This is a genomic window from Streptomyces sp. NBC_00414, assembly GCF_036038375.1.
In the GTDB taxonomy this organism is placed as follows: domain Bacteria; phylum Actinomycetota; class Actinomycetes; order Streptomycetales; family Streptomycetaceae; genus Streptomyces.
On sequence record NZ_CP107935.1, the window covers coordinates 9,282,529 to 9,302,456 of the forward strand.

The window sequence follows — 19,928 nt, forward strand, 5'->3', positions numbered from 1 at the left end:
GCCCCCTCCGGGTCCGAGATCCACGACGGCACTTCGCACTGGCGTATGAGAACCGTCAAGAGCGTGCCGAGCGGCGTATGGGAGCCGTCAACGAGCGCCGCCGGCGCTTCCGGCAGATGTTTGCTCAGAACGTCAAAGCGTTCGACCGGGCCACTGGCGCAGTCCACCAGGGCACCGGCACCGCGTCCCGCACCTCATCCAGGAGCTCACGATGGCCGATGTGGCCTTCGTCGTCATCACGATCGCGGTCTTCGCGCTGGTGGCCCTCGTCGCCAAGGGGGTGACGAAGCTGTGACCGCCGAGAACGTAGTCGGCCTGATCGTGGCCGTCGCCCTGCTGGGCTATCTCATCGTCGCCCTTGTGTTCCCCGAGAGGTTCTGAGCACAGCATGAGCCCCGTACTCGCCGGCATTCTCCAGTTGCTGGCACTCATAGCGGCGCTGGCACTCGTCCACCGCCCCCTCGGTGACCACATGGCCCGGGTCTACTCCTCGGACAGGCATCTGCGTGTCGAGAAGTGGATCTACAAGGGCATCGGCGCCGACCCGGACACCGGGATGCGCTGGCCCGCGTACCTGCGCGGAGTCCTCGCCTTCTCCGCCGCCGGTGTGCTTTTCCTGTACCTGCTGCAGCGTCTGCAGGGGGTCCTGCCCGGTTCGCTGGGCTTCTCCTCGATCGACCCGGACCAGGCGTTCAACACCGCCGTCTCCTTCGTCACGAACACCAACTGGCAGTCTTACTACGGCGAACAGGCCATGGGCCACGTCGTGCAGACCGCCGGTCTGGCCGTCCAGAACTTCGTCTCCGCGGCCGTCGGTATCGCGGTCGCCGTCGCTCTCGTACGAGGCTTCGCGCGCTCCCGTGACGGTGACCTGGGCAACTTCTGGGCGGACCTCGTCCGCGGAGTCGTCCGCATCCTGATACCGCTGTCCGTGGTCGCCGCGATCGTCCTGGTCGCCTGCGGAGTGATCCAGAACTTCTCCGGCATCCACGAGGTCGGACAGTTCTCGGGCGGCTCGCAGCAGTGGAACGGCGGCGCGGTCGCCTCCCAGGAGGCCATCAAGGAACTCGGCACCAACGGCGGCGGCTACTTCAACGCCAACAGCGCCCACCCCTTCGAGAACCCCACCCCCTTCTCGAACCTCTTCGAGATCTTCCTGCTCCTGGTCGTCCCCTTCTCGCTCACGCGGACCTTCGGCCGGATGGTCGGCAGCCTGAAGCAGGGCTACGCGATCCTCGCCACCATGGCCACCATCTGGGTCGGCTTCGTCGCCCTGATGATGTGGACCGAGTTCGCCCACCACGGCCCGGCCTTCGACCTCGCGGGCGGCGCGCTGGAGGGCAAGGAGACCCGCTTCGGCGTCGGCGCCTCGTCGATCTTCGCGGTGTCCACGACCCTGACCTCGACCGGCGCCGTGGACTCCTTCCACTCCTCGTTCACGGGACTGGGCGGCGGCATCACCATGCTGGGCATGCAACTCGGCGAGATCGCGCCCGGTGGCACCGGCTCCGGCCTCTACGGGATGCTGATCATGGCGATCATCGCGGTGTTCATCGCCGGTCTGATGGTCGGCCGCACCCCCGAGTACCTGGGCAAGAAGATCGGCACCCGCGAGATCAAGTTCGCGGCCCTGTACATCCTCATCACCCCGGCCGTGGTGCTCGTGTTCACCGCCGCCGCCATGGCCCTGCCGACCCCGGGCAACTCGATGACGAACAGCGGGGCGCACGGCTTCTCCGAGATCCTGTACGCCTACACGTCCGCGGCCAACAACAACGGCTCGGCCTTCGCCGGTCTGAACGCGGACACCCAGTGGTTCAACAGCACCCTGGGGCTGGCCATGCTGCTCGGCCGGTTCCTGCCCATGGTGTTCGTCCTCGCGCTGGCCGGCTCGCTCGCCGGGCAGAAGCCCGTGCCCGAGACCGCGGGCACCCTGCGCACCGACAAACCGCTGTTCACCGGGCTGCTGGTCGGCGCGATCCTCGTCATCACCGGTCTGACGTACTTCCCGGCGCTCGCGCTGGGCCCGCTCGCCGAGGGGCTGGCGTCATGACACCCCGTACGGACTCACTGCCGGAAGAGGGCTCCATGTCCACAGTCACTCCGACCCGGGCGCCGCACAGCGATGTACCGACCGGGCGCGGAACCACCGGCGAAGGCCGGGTCGGCGCGGGTCTCTTCGACCCGAAGCAGCTGGTCAAGTCGCTGCCGGACGCCTTCCGCAAGCTCGACCCGCGGGTGATGGTCAAGTCGCCCGTGATGTTCGTGGTGCTGGTCGGCTCGGTCCTGACGACGCTCTTCTCGTTCAAGGACCCGGGTGACTGGTTCGGCTGGACGATCAGCGCCTGGCTCTGGCTGACCGTCGTCTTCGCCAACCTGGCGGAGGCGGTCGCGGAGGGCCGCGGCAAGGCGCAGGCGGACACCCTGCGCAAGGCCAAGACCGACACCGTCGCGCGCCGGCTGTCCAAGGACGGCCGAGCCGAGGAACCCGTCCCCGGCACCGAGCTGCGCGTCGGCGACCTGGTCGTCTGCGAGGCAGGCGACATCATCCCCGGCGACGGTGACGTCGTCGAGGGCGTGGCGTCCGTGGACGAGTCGGCCATCACGGGGGAGTCGGCCCCGGTCATCCGCGAGTCCGGCGGCGACCGCTCGGCCGTCACCGGCGGCACGAAGGTGCTGTCCGACCGCGTCGTCGTCAAGATCACCACAAAACCCGGTGAGACCTTCATCGACCGCATGATCAACCTGGTCGAGGGCGCCGCCCGCCAGAAGACGCCCAACGAGATCGCGCTCAACATCCTGCTGGCCTCGCTGACGATCGTCTTCCTCCTCGCGGTGGCCACGCTGCCGCCGTTCGCGGACTACGCGGGCACGCACCTCACGATGGTCGTGCTGGTGGCCCTGCTCGTCTGCCTGATACCGACCACGATCGGCGCGCTGCTCTCCGCGATCGGCATCGCGGGCATGGACCGGCTCGTCCAGCGCAACGTCCTGGCCATGTCCGGCAGGGCGGTCGAGGCAGCCGGAGACGTGTCCACGCTGCTGCTCGACAAGACCGGCACCATCACACTCGGCAACCGGCAGGCCGCCGAGTTCGTGCCCGTCGGCGCGGCCACCGAGGCCGAACTGGCCGACGCCGCCCAGCTCTCCTCGCTGGCCGACGAGACGCCCGAGGGCCGTTCGGTCGTGGTCCTGGCGAAGGAGCGGTACGGGCTGCGCGAGCGTCACCAGGGCGAGCTGGTGAACGCCGAGTGGATCACCTTCACCGCCCAGACCCGGATGTCGGGAGTGGACGTCGACGGGCGCAGGATCCGCAAGGGGGCGGCCGGTTCGGTCGTCACCTGGGTGCGGGAGCGGGGCGGCACGGTCACCGAGGACTCGGCCGCCGTGGCCGACCGGATCTCCGGGGCGGGCGGCACCCCGCTGCTCGTCGCCGTCGAGGACGCCGGGGGTGCCCGGGTGCTGGGTGTCGTCCACCTCAAGGACGTCGTCAAGGACGGGATGCGCGAGCGGTTCGACGAACTGCGCCGCATGGGCATCAAGACCGTCATGATCACCGGCGACAACCCGCTGACGGCCAGGGCGATCGCCGAGGAGGCGGGCGTCGACGACTTCCTCGCGGAGGCCACCCCCGAGGACAAGATGGCGCTCATCAAGCGTGAGCAGGCCGGCGGCAAGCTCGTCGCGATGACGGGCGACGGCACGAACGACGCGCCGGCGCTGGCCCAGGCGGACGTGGGGGTCGCCATGAACACGGGCACCTCGGCCGCCAAGGAGGCCGGGAACATGGTCGACCTCGACTCCAACCCGACCAAGCTCATCGAGATCGTCGAGATCGGCAAGCAACTCCTCATCACCCGGGGCGCGTTGACGACGTTCTCCATCGCCAACGACGTCGCCAAGTACTTCGCGATCATCCCCGCGCTGTTCGCGGCGGTCTATCCGGGCCTGGACAAACTCAACGTCATGCAGCTGTCCTCACCCGACTCGGCGATCCTCTCCGCGGTCGTCTTCAACGCGCTGATCATCATCGCCCTGGTGCCGCTCGCCCTGCGCGGAGTGCGGTACCGGCCGGTGAGCGCGGACAAGCTGCTGCGCCGCAACCTCGGGATCTACGGCCTCGGCGGGCTGGTCGCGCCCTTCGTCGGCATCAAGATCATCGATCTGCTCATCTCCCTCGTCCCCGGGCTGTAACTTCCCTGGCTTCCCTCGAAAGCGTGCTGATCGTCATGAACAACTCGGTCACGAACACCGCACGGCTGCTGGGCGCGGGGCTGCGTGCCCTGCTGGTCCTCACCGTGGTCTGCGGAGTGATCTACCCCCTCGCCGTGACGGGCGTCGCCCAGGCCTTCTTCAACACGAAGGCCAACGGGTCGGAGATCACGTCGGGCGGCAAGGTCGTCGGCTCGTCGCTGATCGGCCAGCAGGGCTACGGCCTCGACTACTTCCAGCCCAGGCCCGCCGAAGGACTGGGCGAGAACTCGGTCAACACCCAGTACAAGCTGATCCTCTCGGGCGCCACCAACCGCTCCGGCGACAACGCCGAACTGATCACATGGGTGAAGGAGGCGAAGGCGAAGGTCGTCAAGGACAACTCGACGGCCGACTACAAGGTCAGGCCGTCCCAGGTCCCCGCGGACGCGGTGACGTCCTCCGGATCCGGCCTGGACCCGGACATCTCCCCGGCGTACGCAGACCTCCAGGTGCACCGGGTCGCCGAACGCAACGACCTGTCCGTGGCCCAGGTCCGCCATCTCGTGCACAGGTACACCGACGGCCGCACGCTCGGCTTCATGGGCGAGCCCCGGGTGAACGTCCTGGAACTCAACACCGCGCTGAAGGATCTGACCAAGGGCTGACCAAGGGCTGACCAAGGGCCTCGGCCGACGTCGACGTCGACGTCGGCCGAGGCGGTGCCGGTGCCGGTGCCGGTGACGGTGACGGCCGAGGCGGTCGGGAGGGGCCCGAGGGGGCTGATCGCCTGGTCACGGGCCGTTGTCAGTGGCCCGCGCTAGTCTGCGAACAACTGCTCGTTTGGTCCGATCTGGGAGGTTTTCATGGCTTCACGCCTCAACCCCTACATCAGCTTCGACGGCGACGCCCGACCGGCGATGGAGTTCTACAAGGAGGTCTTCGGCGGCACGCTGGCGCTCAACACCTTCGGGGAATCCGGTTCGCCGGGCATCCCGGAAGCCGACAACGTCATGCACGCCATGCTGGAGACCCCGAGCGGCTTCACCCTCATGGGCGCCGACACCCCACCGGGCATGGAGTACTCCAAGGGCGGCAACTTCTCGGTGAGCCTGAGCGGTGACGACGAGGCCGAGCTGCGCGGCTACTGGGAGAAGCTGTCCGCCGGCGGCACCGTGGCCGTCCCGCTGGAGAAGCAGATGTGGGGCGACGTCTTCGGCATGTGTACGGACCGGTTCGGCATCCCCTGGATGGTCAACATCGGCCAGGCGCAGGAGTAGAACCGGGCGGACCCGTGGTGGGCGGCCCTCCCGGTCGCCCGCCACGGTCGCGGCGGGCACCTGTGGGCGGAGCCGGCGGAGAGCGGTGGCACACTGACCCGGTCACCGAAGGAGCCCAGTCAGTGCCCATGATCCGCAACCTGAGCAGAGTGGTCCGCCGTGCCTATCGCCGCACCGTGGACCTCAGCCATCCCGCCCGTTCCCCGCTCGGCAGCGCGGTGGAGAACTGCGTGGTCTACCGCAAGGGCGGACGGCAGCCCGGCGACTGGGCGCCGGACGAGGCGATCCGCCGGACCCGCGAGGGCCGCGACGGCTTCGTCTGGATCGGTCTCCACGAGCCCACCGAGGACGAGTTCGCGGGCCTCGCCAAGCTGTTCGGCCTGCATCCACTGGCCGTCGAGGACGCGATCCACGCGCATCAGCGGCCGAAGGTCGAGCGGTACGACGACACGGTGTTCGCCGTCTTCAAGACCGTTCGGTACGTCGAGCACGAGCAGCTCACCGCGACCAGCGAGGTCGTGGACACCGGCGAGCTGATGGTCTTCGCCGGCCGGGACTTCGTGATCACCATCCGGCACGGCCACCACGGGTCCCTCGGGCCGCTCCGCGAAGCCCTGGAGAGGCTGCCGGACCAGCTCCGAAAAGGGCCCTCGGCGGTCCTGCACGCCATCGCGGACCAGGTGGTCGACGACTACGTCGAGGTCACGGACGCCATCCAGAACGACATAGAGGCCGTCGAGACCGCGGTCTTCGCCGAGCGCACCGCCCGCGGCGACGCCGGCCAGATCTACCAGCTCAAGCGGGAGCTCCTCGAACTCAAGCGCGCGGTGGTCCCCCTGCACCGGCCCCTGCAGATCCTCGCCCACGAACCCCCGGGCGCCGTCTCCCCGGAGATCCAGCCGTACTTCCGCGACGTGGCCGACCACCTGGCCCGCGCCACCGAGCAGATCAACGCCTTCGACGGGCTGCTCGACTCGATCCTGCAGGCCCACGTGGCCCAGGTGACGGTCGCCCAGAACGAGGACATGCGCAAGATCACGGCCTGGGCCGCCATCGTGGCCGTCCCCACCATGATCTGCGGCATCTACGGCATGAACTTCGACCACATGCCGGAACTGCACTGGACGTACGGCTATCCCCTCGCCCTCGGTGTCATCGCCGGCCTCTGCCTCACCATCTACCGGGGGTTCCGGCGCAACGGCTGGCTCTGAGCGGGGCCACCCGGGGCGGAAAGCACGACGGGACGCCCGCCGGGCGGCGGACATCCCGTGCGTGACGGCGCGAGTGCCGGGGGCTCAGCTCTTTCGGGTCTCTCGCACTCAGCTCTTGATGAAGTCCAGCAGGTCGGCGTCGAAGGACTTCTCGAACTCGCCCACCAGGCCGTGCGGGGCGCCCGGGTACACCTTGAGCGTGGCGTCCTTGACGATCTGGGCCGTCCTGTGGCCGGCGGCCGCGATGGGCACGATCTGGTCGTCCTCGCCGTGCGCGACCAGCGTCGGTACGTCGAAGCGGCGCAGGTCCTCGGTGAAGTCCTGCTCGGAGAACTGCTCGACGCAGTCGTACGCGGCCTTCAGGCCGACCTGCATGCTCCACAGCCAGAAGGACCGGCGCAGGCCCTCCGACACGGTGGCGCCGGGCCGGTTGAAGCCGTAGAACGCCTCGCTGAGATCCCAGTAGAACTGCGAGCGGTCCGCCTCGACACCGGCACGGATGCCGTCGAACACCTCACGCGGGGTGCCCTCGGGATTGTCCTGCGTCTTCAGCATCAGCGGTGGTACGGCGCCCAGCAGGACGGCCTTGGCGACCCGCCCGGTGCCGTGGCGGCCGATGTAGCGGGCCACCTCGCCGCCGCCGGTCGAGTGCCCGACCAGGATCACGTTGGTGAGGTTGAGACCCTCGATGAGTTCGGCCAGGTCGTCCGCGTACCGGTCCATGTGGTTGCCCTGCCACGGCTGGGCGGAGCGGCCGTGGCCACGGCGGTCGTGGGCGATGGCCCGGAAGCCGTTGTCGGCGACCAGGCGGGCCTGCTTGTCCCAGGCGTCCGCGTTGAGCGGCCAGCCGTGGCTGAAGACGACCGGCCGGCCGGTGCCCCAGTCCTTGTAGAAGATCTCGGTGCCGTCGCTGGTGGTGAACGTGCCCATGGGGGTGCCTCTCTGTGTGTGTCTCTTCGTGTTCGGCCGAAGGAGTGACCCGATGCGGATGACCTGCGGTTTCCACTCCACGGCGGGCGCCCGGCCGCGGCGGCCCGCCCGATCCGTGGTGCCTCGCCGGCGGACATGCCTTCGACACTAGGCTCGTCCGCCGTTTCCGCAATCCGTCGCCCGACCTCGTTCACCGACCGACCGCGTTCACCGACCGGACGACCGCGTTGCCGGACGGGCCGGGCGTCAGAGATCCGCTTCGTCCAGTACGCCGTCCAGCGCGAGCCGTATCGCCTCCTCCGGACCCAGCCCCCGGCCCTCGCGCACCGCCTCGGCGAATCCGGTGTCGCCGAGGGCCGCCCGGAGATGGCGGGCGTACTCCCGGCGGAAGACGGTCGTCTCGATGTCGCCGAGCTGGGGGAGTCCGGCCGTGTACCAGAGGCGGGTGCCCACGCCCAGGAGGCGGGCGGCGCGCTCGGGCTCGCCGGCGGCGGCCTCCGCCGCGATCAGGAGGTCGGCGACGGCCGCCGCACCGAGACGGTCATGGACGCGCCACTTCGCCGCCAGCGCCTCGCGCGCGGAACGCAGCGCCTCCTCCGGCCGCCCGAGCCCGATCCCGGCGAGGGCGACGAAGAAGTCGCCCCAGGCCCGCATCCACAGCTCGCCACGCTTCGCACAGTTGACACGCAGCCGCTCCGCGACCACCGCGCACCGCTCGAACGCGCCCTGCCCGGCCAGGAGATACGCCTGCACGGCAAGCGTCAGCAACTGGAAGAACTCCGCACCGCCCCCGCCACCGGGCCCCTGGGTGCGGCTGCCGTACAGCAGGGCGGACCGTGCCGACTCGCCGCGCACCGCGAGGCTCGCTCCCGTCAACGGCAGCGCGGCGACGGGAAGTCGGCGCTCCTGCGCCAACCACACGTACGCCGCGCTCACGGACTCGGCCGCGTCCACGTCGTCCGGCACGACGGTGACCAGCCGGTGCGTCCAGGTCGCCAGGGCGTGCCCGGGAGCGCTCTCGGGTGCCCGGCGCAGCGCCCGCTCCAGATAGCCGCGCCCCTCGTCGGCGAAGCCGCACGCGAACCAGAAGTACCAGAGCGTACCGGTGAGTTCGAGCGCCGGCTCGGGCTCCGGCGCCGCCAGGCTCTCTTCCAGTGCGATGCGCAGGTTGGCGTGCTCCACACTCAGCCGTTCGGCCCACATGCGCTGGCCGGGGCCCAGCCACTCGGCCTCCCCCTGACGGGCGATCCAGCGGAAGTAGTCGAGGTGACGGGCGCGTACGGCGTCCTGCTCGCCGAGGCCCGCCAGCCAGTCGGCGCCGAAGGTACGGATGGTGTCGAGCATGCGGTAGCGCCCGGCGACGCTGTCGTTCTCGCGTGTGACGATCGACTTCTCGGTGAGTGAGGCGAGCAGCGTGAGGATCTCCTCCGCGTCCAACGGGCCCCCGTGGCACACGAATTCGGCGGCCTCCACGTCCCAGCCGCCCGCGAACACGGACAGACGGGCCCACAGCAACCGCTCCAGCGGGGTGCACAGCTCATGGCTCCAGCCGATCGCCGTACGCAGCGTCTGATGGCGGGCGAGCCGGGGCCTGGCGGGGGAGACGAGCAGGTCGAAGCGGGAGTCGAGGCCCCGCAGCAGGCGGTCGAGAGGGAAGCCGCGCAGGCGCACCGCCGCCAGTTCCAGGGCGAGCGGAATCCCGTCGAGCCGGGTGCAGACCGCGGCGACGTCGGCCCGGTTGGTGTCGGTCAGCGTGAACGACGGCACGGCGGCGGAGGCGCGGGCCGTGAACAGCGCCACCGCGTCGGCGTGCTCGCCGAGCGGCAGCGGTGTCACCGAGAGCAGATGCTCACCGGGCACGCCCAGCGGCTGACGGCTGGTGGCCAGGACGCGTAACTCCGTTACGTTCGCGAGGAGTTCCTGCACGACACGGCCGCACTCGGCGAGGACGTGCTCACAGGTGTCCAGGACGAGCAGCAGGGGCCCGTCGTCGAGGTGTTCGCACACCGCCACCAGGAGCGGGCGGAGCGTCTGCTCGGTCAGCCGGGTCGCCTCCGCCACCGCGTTCGTGAGGAGGTCCGGGTTCTGCAGGTCGGAGAGTTCCACCAGCCAGACCCCGCCGGGGAACGCGGCCTGCGCGGCGTGTGCGGCCCGCAGTGCCAGCCGGGACTTTCCGACGCCTCCGGGTCCGGTGAGGGTCAGGAGGCGGGTGGATTCCAACAGGCTCGCGATTCGGGCGAGTTCGGACCTGCGGCCGACGAAGGGATTGGACTCGGCGGGCAGATTGCCGCTTCTGCCGCTGCGTACCGAGGCGCCCATCGCTCCTCCTCACCCGACCGATGGCGGTCACCCTAACGCTCCGCAACGCCCGTGTCCGGCTCCCGGCCGGGTGACGGAAATCGGGTATTCATCCGCACGCACAGGAGTCAACGGGCGTAGCGTGGAGGCGTTCCGGCACACCGAGCGGGAGATCTGGAGGTGCGGGAAATGGAAGTTGTGCCCGCGCTCAAAGCGGTCGGAGAGATGCGTGCCGGAGACCATCTGCTGCTCGGTTACGACGCGGACGAGGAGCGCGAGACGGTGGTCGCCGCCTTCCTTCTCGACGGGCTGGCCAGTGGGCACCGGGGGCTGGTGCTGGGCCCGGCCGATCTGCCCGCCGAACTCGCCCTCACCTTCCTGGAGTCCCGCGGCTGCGCGGTCGACGACGAACTCGCCGCCGGCCGGCTGACGGTGGACCCGCACCTCGGGACAGCCGAAGGGCTGTGGGACCTCGACGAGGTGATCCGCCGCGAGACGCGCCGCGCGGTCGGCGACGGCTATCTCGGCCTGCGCGTCAGCATGGAGATCATGCGCGGCCAGGCGGGCAGGGGGCTCAAGACGCTGCACGACAGCGAACTCCTCCTGGAACCCGTCTTCGCGTCCCTGCCGGTCCTCGGCATCTGCCAGTACGACCGCAGGGTCTTCGACGACGTCGAACTGGCCCCGCTGGACGTGCTGCACCACGGGCGGGTCGCCGCCGACCTCGTGTGGCGCGACGAACTGCTCTCCATCACCCGCACCTTCGCCCCGCCGGGCCTGGCACTCGCCGGCGAGGTGGACGACACGAACGTGACCGCCCTGGCCCGTGCGCTGCAGGCCGAGACGGCCCGCGTCCGGGCCAGGGGGGCCAACGGCACGAGCACCCGGCTCGACCTGAGAGATCTGGCGTTCATCGACGTCGGCGCGCTGCGCCTGCTGGTCTTCTCGGCGCTGTCCCTGCGCACCTCCGGCGGCACCCTGGTCCTGCACGGCGTCGCCCCGCACATCCAGCGGCTGATGCGCGTCACCGGCTGGGACAGGATCCCCGGTCTGCGGCTCGACAAAGGAGACGTGAGGGAGGAAGCGATTCCATGACCCGTACGGGGTTCGTCCACCAGGCGCTGTGCTACGGGTCGGACGAGGACTTCGTCGACGGCGCCCTCACGTTCACCCTCGACGGCCTGGAGGCCGACGACACCGTGCTCGCCGCTCTCGCGCCCCGGAACATCGGCCTCCTCGGCCAGGCGCTCGGCCACCGCTGCGAGGAGGTGGAGTTCGTCGACGCCGAGGACTGGTACGGCTGCCCGTCCCGCACCCTGGGCCGCTACGACGCCTACTGCGCGGAGCACGACACGGACGCGGCCGGCCGACCTTCCCGGGTCCGGATCATCGGCGAGCCCATCTGGCCGGGCCGCGGGGAATTCGAGACACGTGAGTGGATGCGCTACGAGTCACTGCTCAACGTGGCCTTCGCGGACACCGGCCACTGGATCCTCTGTCCGTACGACGCCCGTGCCCTGTCGGCCGAAGTGGTGTGCTCGGCGTCCCGCACCCACCCCGAACTCGCCCTGGGGGCACGGGAGACGGCGGCCAGCGCATGCTATGCGGATCCCGCCGACTTCTATGCCGAGTGCGACGCGGCACGGCCCCGCGGGCTGCCCGCCGGCCGCGACGACATCCCCTTCGGCCGCGACCGCTCGGCGCACGTACGGCACGCGCTGCGCAGCTACGCGCGTGACCTGGGAGTGCCCGAGCAGCGGATGCACGACATGGTCGCCGCGGTGCACGAGGTGGTCGTCAACTCCGTGCGCCACGGGGGCGGCCGGGGGATTCTGCGGCTGCGCGACGACGTCGAGTACGTGATCTGCGAGGTCTCCGACGTCGGTGCGCGGCCGCCGAACCCGGCGCCGCCCTTTCCCGGACATCTGCCGCCGGACCGCCGGGCCGTGAACGGCCACGGGATGTGGGTGGTGCGTCAGTTGAGCGACCTGCTCACGGAGACGCTCGACCCGGCGGGCTCGATCGTGCGCCTGTACTTCAAGAAGTCGGTGGCCGTGTGACCGGCGGCCGGCCGCACCGCGCGCCGGTCAGGAGGCCGGGCCGGGCGGCAGTGTCGCGAGTCCGGCACGCAGGAAAGCGATCGCCGTGTCGATGTGGGCCTCCTGCGGCCGGTAGCACACCTCGCTGATCACCGCGGCCGCGGCGGCCGACGCCATCCGCGGTCCGAAGTCGTCGGGAGAGCTGCCCTGCTCCTCGGCGAGGATCTGCGCGCCGTACTGGATGACCTCCGTCAGTCGCGCCTCGGCGGCCGCGCGCAGCTGCGGATTGAGCTCCAGCACCTGGTCGGCGAGATCGGCCAGGTCGCTGCGCCGGGTGAGCTGACCGCGCAGCCAGTGCTCCAGCGCGTCCAGGATCGTCACACCCGCCTCCCGCTCGTGCACGGCGGTCCTGATCTGGTCGGTGACGGAGTCGAACTCCGACATCGCCAGCTCCAGCTTGGACGGGAAGTACAACGTCACCGTACGGGGGGAGACCTCCGCCGCCGCCGCGATGTCGGCGATCGTCGTCGCCTCGAACCCGCGGTCGGCGAACAGCTCGTAGGCCGCCCGGACGATCGCCTCCCGGCGCCGCGCCTTGCTGCGTTCCCGTAGGCCGTCACTCATCATGACCGCACTTTACCATTCATGGCTAATTTACATCCAGTTGTAAAAATGCCTTAGAGTGTAGAGATGTCGCGGTCCGACCGGGGACCCGCGGGGAGTGGGAGGAAGTCGGCATGGCGTCACGCCTGTACACCTGGGGACGATGGGCGGTACGCCGCCGAGGCAGGGTCCTGGCCGTCTGGCTGCTGCTGCTCGGTGTGGTCGGAGGCCTCGGCATCACCCTGCACGGCAAGGTGAGCACCGAGTTCTCGGTGCCGGGGATCGAGTCCCAGAAGGCCCAGGACCTGCTGGAGGAGAAGTTCCCGACCGCCGCGGGCGGCGTGGCGCGGGTCGTCTTCGCCGCCCCCGAGGGCGACAAGCTCACCGGGTCCGAGGCCGAGGCGGCCCTCACCGCGAGCCTGGAGAAGGCCGCCGCGGTGCCCGGAGTCCTGAACGTCTCCGATCCCGCCAGGACCGGGACGGTCTCGCAGAGCGGTCGCATCGGCTACGCGGACGTCCTGTTCCGCGAGTCGGCCGACAACGTGCCCGAGACGTCCAAGGAGGCGCTGTCCGACGCGATGGAGCCGGCCCGGGACGCCGGTCTCGAAGTCGAGTTCGGCGGCTCGGCGATGCAGCCGAAGACCGAGGTCGGCGGCCCGGCGGAGATCGTGGGCGTCGTGATCGCCTTCGCCGTCCTGGCCCTCGCCCTGGGCTCCCTGATCGCGGCCGGACTCCCGCTGGTGACCGCCGTCGTGGGGGTGGCGATCGGCGTGCTGGGCGTCCAGTTCGTCTCCCGCTTCGTGGAGATGACCAGCACCGCCACCGTGCTCGCCCTCATGATCGGCCTGGCGGTGGGCATCGACTACGCCCTGTTCATCCTCTCCCGTCACCGCGAACAGCTCGCCGACCCCGAGATGGACGTCGAGGACTCGATCGCACGGGCCGTGGCCACCGCGGGCGGCGCGGTCGTCTTCGCCGGAGCGACCGTGATCATCGCGCTCTCCGCGCTGGCCGTCACCGGTATCCCGTTCCTCACCATCATGGGCCTGGCCGCCGCCGTGACCGTCCTGCTCGCCGTGCTCATCGCGATCAGCCTGGTTCCCGCGGTGCTGGGGATGTTCGGCGAGCGGCTGCGCCCGCGGCCCCGCCGCTCCGAGCGTGCTCCCGGTTCCTGGGCCCTGGGCTGGGCCCGCCTGGTCACCGGCAAGCCCGTGATCGTTCTCCTGGTGGGCGTGGTCGGCCTGCTCGCGCTCGCCCTGCCCGCCCGCGATCTGCGCCTGGGCCTGCCCGGATACGCCTCCCAGCCCGTCGACAGCACCCAGCACAAGAGCTACGACCTGCTGAGTGAGGGCTTCGGCGTCGGCTTCAACGCGACGGTCACCGCCGTCGTCGACACCCGGGGGATCCCGGCCGCCGAGCGCACCGACACACTGACCCGACTGCGTACGAGCCTGGCCGGTGACTCCGGAGTGGCCGCCGTCGCCAAGCCGGTGCTCAACCCGGACTCCAGCCTCGCGGTCGTCGCGGTCGTGCCGAAGACCGGCCCGGACGCCCAGGCCACCACCGACCTGGTGCACCGGCTGCGGGACAACGCGCCGAGCGTCGACAAGGCGGGCGGCACCCTCTACATCGCGGGCGCCACCGCCGCGGCCATCGACGTCGCGGGCAAACTGTCCGACGCGCTGCCGCTGTTCATCGCCATCATCGTGATCCTCGCGCTGATCCTGCTGACCATCGCCTTCCGGTCCCTGCTGGTCCCGGTCAAGGCCGCGCTCGGATTCCTCCTCTCGGTCGCCGCCTCCCTCGGCGCCACCGTGTGGGTCTTCCAGAACGGCCACCTCAACGGCGTCCTCGACATCCCGTCCGCAGGCCCCGTCACCAGCTTCCTTCCCGTGCTCCTCATCGGAGTCCTCTTCGGGCTGGCCATGGACTACGAGGTCTTCCTCGTCAGCCGTATGCGCGAGCACTACGAGCGCACGGGCAGCGCGTCCGAGGCCATCGTCCACGGCGTGGCGCGCAGCGGCCGGGTGGTCAGCGCCGCCGCGCTGATCATGGTCGCGGTCTTCGGCGGCTTCGTCTTCAACCACGACCCGATCATCAAGTCCATCGGTTTCGCACTGTCCTTCGGCGTCCTCGTCGACGCGTTCGTGGTCCGCATGACGCTCGTCCCGGCCGTCATGGCCCTCATCGGCCGCCGTGCCTGGGGGCTGCCCGGCTGGCTCGACCGGGTCACACCCGATGTGGACATCGAGGGCGCCAAGCTGCCGCAGCGCGCCCCGGCCGGACAGGAGGACGAGCACCGCGAGGCTGTCGGCGCGCCCGGCTCCCGCTGACCGGAACGCGCGCGGTGCCCGGGGCCGGGCCGGAGCCATGAGCCCGGCCCGGCCCTGGGCCACCAGCAGGCCGCGCGGCCCGGAGCCGTCACCCGTGCTGCCCGGGGCTGCGAGCCGTGCGGCCCGGGACTATGAGCCGTGCGGCTCCGCGACCGCCGGAAGTGTGAACTCGTAGACCAGTGCGTCCTGTTCGGCGTTCACCACCAGATCGGTGATCTCCAGGGGGCGGGCGTACTGGTCGTGCACGCGCCGCGTCACCCGTACCGAGGCCGCGTCGCCGGGCCCGGTGATGGAGTCGCGGTGGTGCAGGGTCAGCCCCGCCCGGCGCATCCAGTCGTACACGCGCCGCAGCTGGGCCGACGACGTACCGCCGGCGCGGTCTCGGTAGCGGGCGAGTTCCTCGACCTCGGAGAGCGCGACCGCCGAGAACGACGTCACGGCTGTCCGCCGCCCGTGCCCGTCCGGCGCCGCGGACTCGTAGCGGTGCACCAACGTCGGCCGCCACGGGGCGAGTCCGAGTGCCGCCGCGTGCCCCGGCGGGGGAGTCTCCCAGGTCACGGTGGCACGGTCGACGGCGCGGGACCGGTCCGGGTGCGCGCCGAGCGGAAAGCCGAGTGACGGGAGATGCCCGACCGGCAGGCCGGGCAGCTTCGCGTGGGTACCGCGCCGGTCGGTGGAGACCAGGCCGTCCCGGCGGAGGATGTCCAGAGCCTGCCGGACCGTCTCACGGCTGGCTCCGAAGTGAGCGGCCAACTGCCGCTCGCCCGGCAGCCGTTCGCCGGGCGGAATGCTTCCGTCGCGCAGGGCCCCGAGCAACTCCGAGGCGATCCGCGAGTACAGCGGCTGTGGGTCATAGTGCGTGGTGCTGCGGGCCATGTCCGCGCTCCCCTTGTGACAAGACGTAGCCGTGCGGGTTGTGGGACCACGCCTCCGGAGCCCTGGTCATGGGGCGGAAGGGCGCGGTCCCTCGTACGCGACCATCTCTAGCATTGGTCTAAACCATGCTGGAAGTGCGTCCTGTCGAGGTCGGCCGATTTCAGGCCGAATACAGCCCGTGCGCGGACCGGCCCGCGGCCCTGGTCGTGCCGTCCTGCCCAGCGCGTTCGCCCCGGCCCTCAGAGCGCGCTGTAGAGGGCGTCGACGAGCGCCGTCTTTCGCGGGTCGTCGGCGATGTGCGGCCCCATACGGTTCATGACGTACCCCAGCGAGACGCCCGCCTCCGGGTCGGCCAGACCGCAGGAACCACCGAAGCCGTCGTGCCCGAAAGCCCGCGGATCGGGGCCGTAGGAGTGGTTGGAGCCGCTGAGCCAGAGGCCGAGACCGATCTCCGTCTCGCTGTCGAGGCCGGCGCCGAGCACCAGGTCACGGCAGGCACCCTGGCCCTCGCGGACCCGCTCGGCGGCCGCCGTGGACAGGACGCGGTGTGCCCCGTACGAGCCCCGGCCGGCGAAGATCCCGTACAGCGCGGCGACCGCACGGGCCGTGCCGTGCCCGTTGGCGGCGGGGATCTCGGCGGCCCGCCAGGCAGCCGTGTTGGCCTCGGCCGCGCCCGCCACGGGGTTGGTCAGCGCGGCCAGCGCCACCGGCGCCAACTGGCTGAAGATCGCCGCTTGTTCGCCGGGCTCGGCGGTCGGCGGATGCACCAACTCGGCCGCGCGCCCGGCCTCCTTCTCCGGCAGCCCGATGGTGAAGTCGATGCCGAGCGGCCCGGTCACCTCCCGCCGCAGGAACGCGCCCGGCAGCAGACCCGAGACGCGGCGCACCACTTCACCGACCAGGAAGCCGTACGTCAGCGCGTGATAGCCCGACACCGTGCCTGGCTCCCACCAGGGCTCGGTCGCCGCGAGCCGCTTGGTGGTGAGCTCCCAGTCGAAGAGCTGCTCCAGCGAGTGCGGCTCGCGCAGCCCGGCCAGGCCCGCCCGGTGCGACAGCAGATGCCGCACGAGCACCGTCTCCTTGCCCGCCGCCGCGAACTCCGGCCAGTACGCGGCCACCGGCGCGTCCAGGTCGAGCAGTCCGCGGTCGGCCAGGATGTGCGCGCACAGTGCCGTCGGCCCCTTCGAGGTCGACCACACGTTGACGAGCGTGTCCCGCTCCCAGGCGCGCGTCCCGGCCGCGTCGGCCCAGCCGCCCCACAGGTCCACCACGGTCTCGCCGTCCACCGTGACGCTCACGGCCGCGCCCAGCTCCCCGCGGTCCCGGAAGTTCTCCTCGAACGCGGCCCGCACCGCCTCGAAACGTGTCTCGCAGTGCCCTTGAACCTGAAACATGGTTCTCCCACCGTCCGCCGGAAGGCCGGGCCCGATGGGTACCCCGCCTCCCCGCAACATACCGACTGGTCGGACAGTGCGGAAGCGCTCGGTCGGGGCAGGCCCCCAAGGGGCGCGGGGAACGGCGCGCCCAGCACCGGCGAACCCGCGCCCACGAGACGCCCAACAACGAGCCACGCTCAGAAATAGGCAGGCAGCCAGGCCAACTTGACCGCCTCCTGGTAAGGCCCCCCACCCTCGTGGTCGTTGAAGTCGTACACCTCGATCCCCTTGTCCCCGTGCCCCCACGCGTTGAACGCCGCGAAGACGGTGGAAGGCGGACACGTCTGATCCTCCAGCGCCGCCGAGAACAGCGCGGGCGCCCGCCCCCGCGCGGCGAAGTGCACCCCGTCGAAGTACGACAACGTGCGCAGCACCGCCTCCGTACGTCCGCGATGCGTCTTCAGATAGTTCCCGACCTCCCGATACGGATCCCGATCCGTGAGCCGCGTGGCACGCGGGTAGTCACACAGGAACGGCACATCCGGCGCGACCGCCACCAGGTCCGGCACCAGACCTCCCACCGCGATCGAGACACCGCCACCCTGACTCGTACCGACGACGGCCGTCCGCGAGGCGTCGACCAGCGGATGCGAACGCGCGGCCTCCACCGCCCGCACCCCGTCCGTGAACACCCGCCGGTAGTAGTAGTTCTCGGGAGCGTCGATGCCCCGCGTCATGAACCCTGGGTACGCGGGCACGCTGCCCACCGGGTCGGGGGTGTCACCGCCGCCGCCCCAGGCGCCGCCCTGACCCCGCGTGTCCATCACGAAGTGCGCGAAGCCCGCGGAGGCCCACAGCAGATGGGTGTGCGAGAGGCCGCGCCCGCCGCCGTACCCGATGAACTCCACGACCGCGGGCAGCGGCTCGTCCGCCCCGGCCGGCAGGGTCAGCCAGCCCCGCACCGGGTGACCGCCGAATCCGGCGAACGTGACGTCGTACACCGTCACGTTCCGCAGATGCGTCTCGACCGGCTCGAAGCGGGCGTCCAGGTCGTGCGCGCGCGCCTCCTCCAGCGTCTTTCCCCAGAAGGCGTCGAAGTCCTCGGGCTCGACGGACGCGCTGCGATAGTCCCGGAGCTGATCGAGGGGGAGGTCGAACAAGGCCATGGAGGACCGCCTTTGCTGCGAATAAGGGTGCGGATGATCCACACCGTACGGGTGGTGTCCGAAGGCCGCCAGGTCATGTCCACGGAGCGGCCGACCGCCCTGGCTACGCTGACGGCATGCCCTCTGCCCTGGATCTGCTGGTCAAGGACGCCGAACTGCTCGTCGTCGACGGAGGGCAGGAGATCCCGGGCGGCTGGGTGGCCGTCACGGACGGCAGGGTCGCCGCCGTGGGCGGGCCCGGAACCGCACCCGAGGCCCGCTCGGTGATCTCCGCGGCCGGGCGGCTCGTCACCCCCGGACTGATCAACACGCACCACCACATCTACCAGAACCTCACCCGCTCCTACGCGCCCGCGGTCAACGGCTCCCTCTTCGACTGGCTCACCACGCTCTACCCCCTGTGGGCCGCACTCGACGAGGAGGCCGTCCACGTGTCGGCGTACGTCGGCATCGCCGAGCTTCTGATGGGCGGCTGCACGACCTCCTCCGACCACCTCTACGTCCACCCCCGCCCGCGCCTCGTCGACGCCGAGATCCGCGCCGCGCGGGACATCGGGTTCCGCTTCCACGCCACGCGCGGCTCGATGACCCGGTCCGTGGAGGACGGCGGACTGCCGCCGCGGAGCGTCACCCAGACCGACGAAGAGGTCCTCGCCGACAGCGAACGGCTGATCAAGGCACACCACGACCCCGAACCCGGCGCGCTGGTACGGGTCGCGCTCGCGCCGTGCTCCCCGTTCTCCGTCACCAAGGAACTGATGACGGCGACCGCGGAACTCGCCGAACGGCACGACGTACGCCTGCACACGCACCTCGCCGAGGATCGCGACGAGGACACGTACTGCCTGGAGATGTACGGCTGTCGGCCCGTCGAGTACTTCGAGGACACGGGCTGGCTGACCGACCGCACCTGGGTCGCCCACTGCATCCATCCGAACGACGCCGAACTGCGGCGCCTCGCCGGCGCGGGCGTCGGCGTCGCGCACTGCCCCAGCTCCAACATGCTCATCGGCGGCGGTACCGCGCGCGTCCGGGAGATGCGCGAACTGGGACTGCCGGTCGGCATCGGCTGCGACGGCTCCGCGTCGACGGACCACGCCTCGCTGTGGATGGAGACCCGCGGCGCCCTGCTGCTCGGCCGCTACCGGGACGGACCCGGCGCGATGACCGCCCGCGACGCCCTCGACATCGCCACCCGCGGTTCGGCCCAATGCCTGGGCCGGGCCGACGAGTTGGGGCATCTCCGGCCGGGTGCCTGCGCCGACCTGGTGGTCTGGGACCTGCACGAGGTGGCGCTCGCCGGCGCGCTCAGCGACCCCGTCGAGGCCTGGCTGCGCTGCGGGCCCGGCCGCGCCTGGACCACCGTGGTCGGTGGCCGCGTCCTCGTCGACCGGGGTGAGCCGGTACTGCCCGGACTGCGCGACGCGCTGCGCGAGCACGGGCGTATCGCGCGCCGCATGCAACGCCTCGGGTGACGCGTGACGGGCCTCGGCGCCGTGGCGCGGCGGCAGTGACGCGGGTGACGTCCGCGACCGGGCAGCTCCATCCGGACGTTTTCCACGGACGCCGGACGAGCGGCCCAACTCCACGCTGCGACCGCGCCGTTCACCGGTTACGGTGAGAGA

Annotated in this window: 16 protein-coding genes; 10 read left to right on the plus strand and 6 right to left on the minus strand. The window is 70.9% G+C overall.

The annotated features are described in order from the left end of the window. Positions 1–291: 291 nt before the first annotated feature. From kdpF to corA, 6 genes are all read left to right on the plus strand, one after another. Complete coding sequence (gene kdpF / locus OHS59_RS39855; protein ID WP_328498188.1) at positions 292–381, plus strand: K(+)-transporting ATPase subunit F; 90 nt, start codon at positions 292–294, stop codon at positions 379–381. Positions 382–388: 7 nt separating this feature from the next. Further along, positions 389–2,053 (plus strand): potassium-transporting ATPase subunit KdpA, encoded by a 1,665-nt coding sequence (gene kdpA / locus OHS59_RS39860; RefSeq protein WP_328498189.1) that lies wholly within the window; start codon positions 389–391, stop codon positions 2,051–2,053. Between the two features lie 35 nt (positions 2,054–2,088). Then, positions 2,089–4,194, plus strand: a complete 2,106-nt coding sequence (kdpB, locus tag OHS59_RS39865) for a potassium-transporting ATPase subunit KdpB (protein WP_328498190.1) — start codon at positions 2,089–2,091, stop codon at positions 4,192–4,194. A gap of 35 nt (positions 4,195–4,229) precedes the next feature. Continuing rightward, positions 4,230–4,859, plus strand: coding sequence for a potassium-transporting ATPase subunit C (locus OHS59_RS39870; RefSeq protein WP_328499538.1), 630 nt, complete (start codon positions 4,230–4,232; stop codon positions 4,857–4,859). 198 nt (positions 4,860–5,057) lie between these two features. Then, on the plus strand, positions 5,058–5,471 hold the full coding sequence (locus OHS59_RS39875; protein ID WP_328498191.1) for a VOC family protein: 414 nt from the start codon (positions 5,058–5,060) through the stop codon (positions 5,469–5,471). Positions 5,472–5,599: 128 nt separating this feature from the next. After that, positions 5,600–6,682: a magnesium/cobalt transporter CorA gene (gene corA, locus OHS59_RS39880; RefSeq protein WP_328498192.1), complete on the plus strand. Its 1,083-nt coding sequence runs from the start codon at positions 5,600–5,602 to the stop codon at positions 6,680–6,682. Between the two features lie 108 nt (positions 6,683–6,790). On the opposite strand, the gene OHS59_RS39885 is transcribed toward corA, so the two are convergent. Next, entirely contained in the window at positions 6,791–7,612 is an 822-nt protein-coding gene (locus OHS59_RS39885; RefSeq protein ID WP_328498193.1) for an alpha/beta fold hydrolase, read from the minus strand. A 246-nt stretch (positions 7,613–7,858) separates the two neighbouring features. After that, on the minus strand, positions 7,859–9,931 hold the full coding sequence (locus OHS59_RS39890) for an ATP-binding protein (RefSeq protein WP_328498194.1): 2,073 nt from the start codon (positions 9,929–9,931) through the stop codon (positions 7,859–7,861). Between the two features lie 168 nt (positions 9,932–10,099). On the opposite strand from OHS59_RS39890, the gene OHS59_RS39895 reads away from it, so the two are divergent. Continuing rightward, positions 10,100–11,005, plus strand: coding sequence for an MEDS domain-containing protein (locus tag OHS59_RS39895; RefSeq protein WP_328498195.1), 906 nt, complete (start codon positions 10,100–10,102; stop codon positions 11,003–11,005). Next, positions 11,002–11,970 carry a sensor histidine kinase gene (locus OHS59_RS39900; protein ID WP_328498196.1) on the plus strand — a complete coding sequence of 323 codons (969 nt, stop codon included), beginning with the start codon at positions 11,002–11,004 and terminating at the stop codon, positions 11,968–11,970. The genes OHS59_RS39895 and OHS59_RS39900 overlap by 4 nt, the downstream gene beginning before the upstream one ends. Positions 11,971–11,997: 27 nt before the next feature. On the opposite strand, the gene OHS59_RS39905 is transcribed toward OHS59_RS39900, so the two are convergent. Continuing rightward, positions 11,998–12,576, minus strand: coding sequence for a TetR/AcrR family transcriptional regulator (locus OHS59_RS39905; protein ID WP_328498197.1), 579 nt, complete (start codon positions 12,574–12,576; stop codon positions 11,998–12,000). Positions 12,577–12,686: 110 nt separating this feature from the next. Between OHS59_RS39905 and OHS59_RS39910 the strand changes: the two genes are divergently transcribed. Then, entirely contained in the window at positions 12,687–14,885 is a 2,199-nt protein-coding gene (locus tag OHS59_RS39910) for an MMPL family transporter (RefSeq protein ID WP_328498198.1), read from the plus strand. Positions 14,886–15,014: 129 nt separating this feature from the next. Here the strand turns inward: OHS59_RS39910 and OHS59_RS39915 are convergent, their stop codons facing one another. From OHS59_RS39915 to OHS59_RS39925, 3 genes are all read right to left on the minus strand, one after another. Beyond that, positions 15,015–15,761 (minus strand): GntR family transcriptional regulator, encoded by a 747-nt coding sequence (locus OHS59_RS39915; protein ID WP_328498199.1) that lies wholly within the window; start codon positions 15,759–15,761, stop codon positions 15,015–15,017. Between the two features lie 239 nt (positions 15,762–16,000). Then, on the minus strand, positions 16,001–17,155 hold the full coding sequence (locus tag OHS59_RS39920) for a serine hydrolase domain-containing protein (protein WP_328498200.1): 1,155 nt from the start codon (positions 17,153–17,155) through the stop codon (positions 16,001–16,003). Positions 17,156–17,334: 179 nt separating this feature from the next. Further along, positions 17,335–18,303 carry an acetylxylan esterase gene (locus tag OHS59_RS39925; protein WP_328498201.1) on the minus strand — a complete coding sequence of 323 codons (969 nt, stop codon included), beginning with the start codon at positions 18,301–18,303 and terminating at the stop codon, positions 17,335–17,337. 116 nt (positions 18,304–18,419) lie between these two features. On the opposite strand from OHS59_RS39925, the gene OHS59_RS39930 reads away from it, so the two are divergent. After that, the gene (locus tag OHS59_RS39930; protein WP_328498202.1) at positions 18,420–19,778 is read left to right on the plus strand and encodes an 8-oxoguanine deaminase; all 1,359 of its coding nucleotides are present in this window, start codon (positions 18,420–18,422) and stop codon (positions 19,776–19,778) included. Positions 19,779–19,928 lie beyond the last annotated feature (150 nt).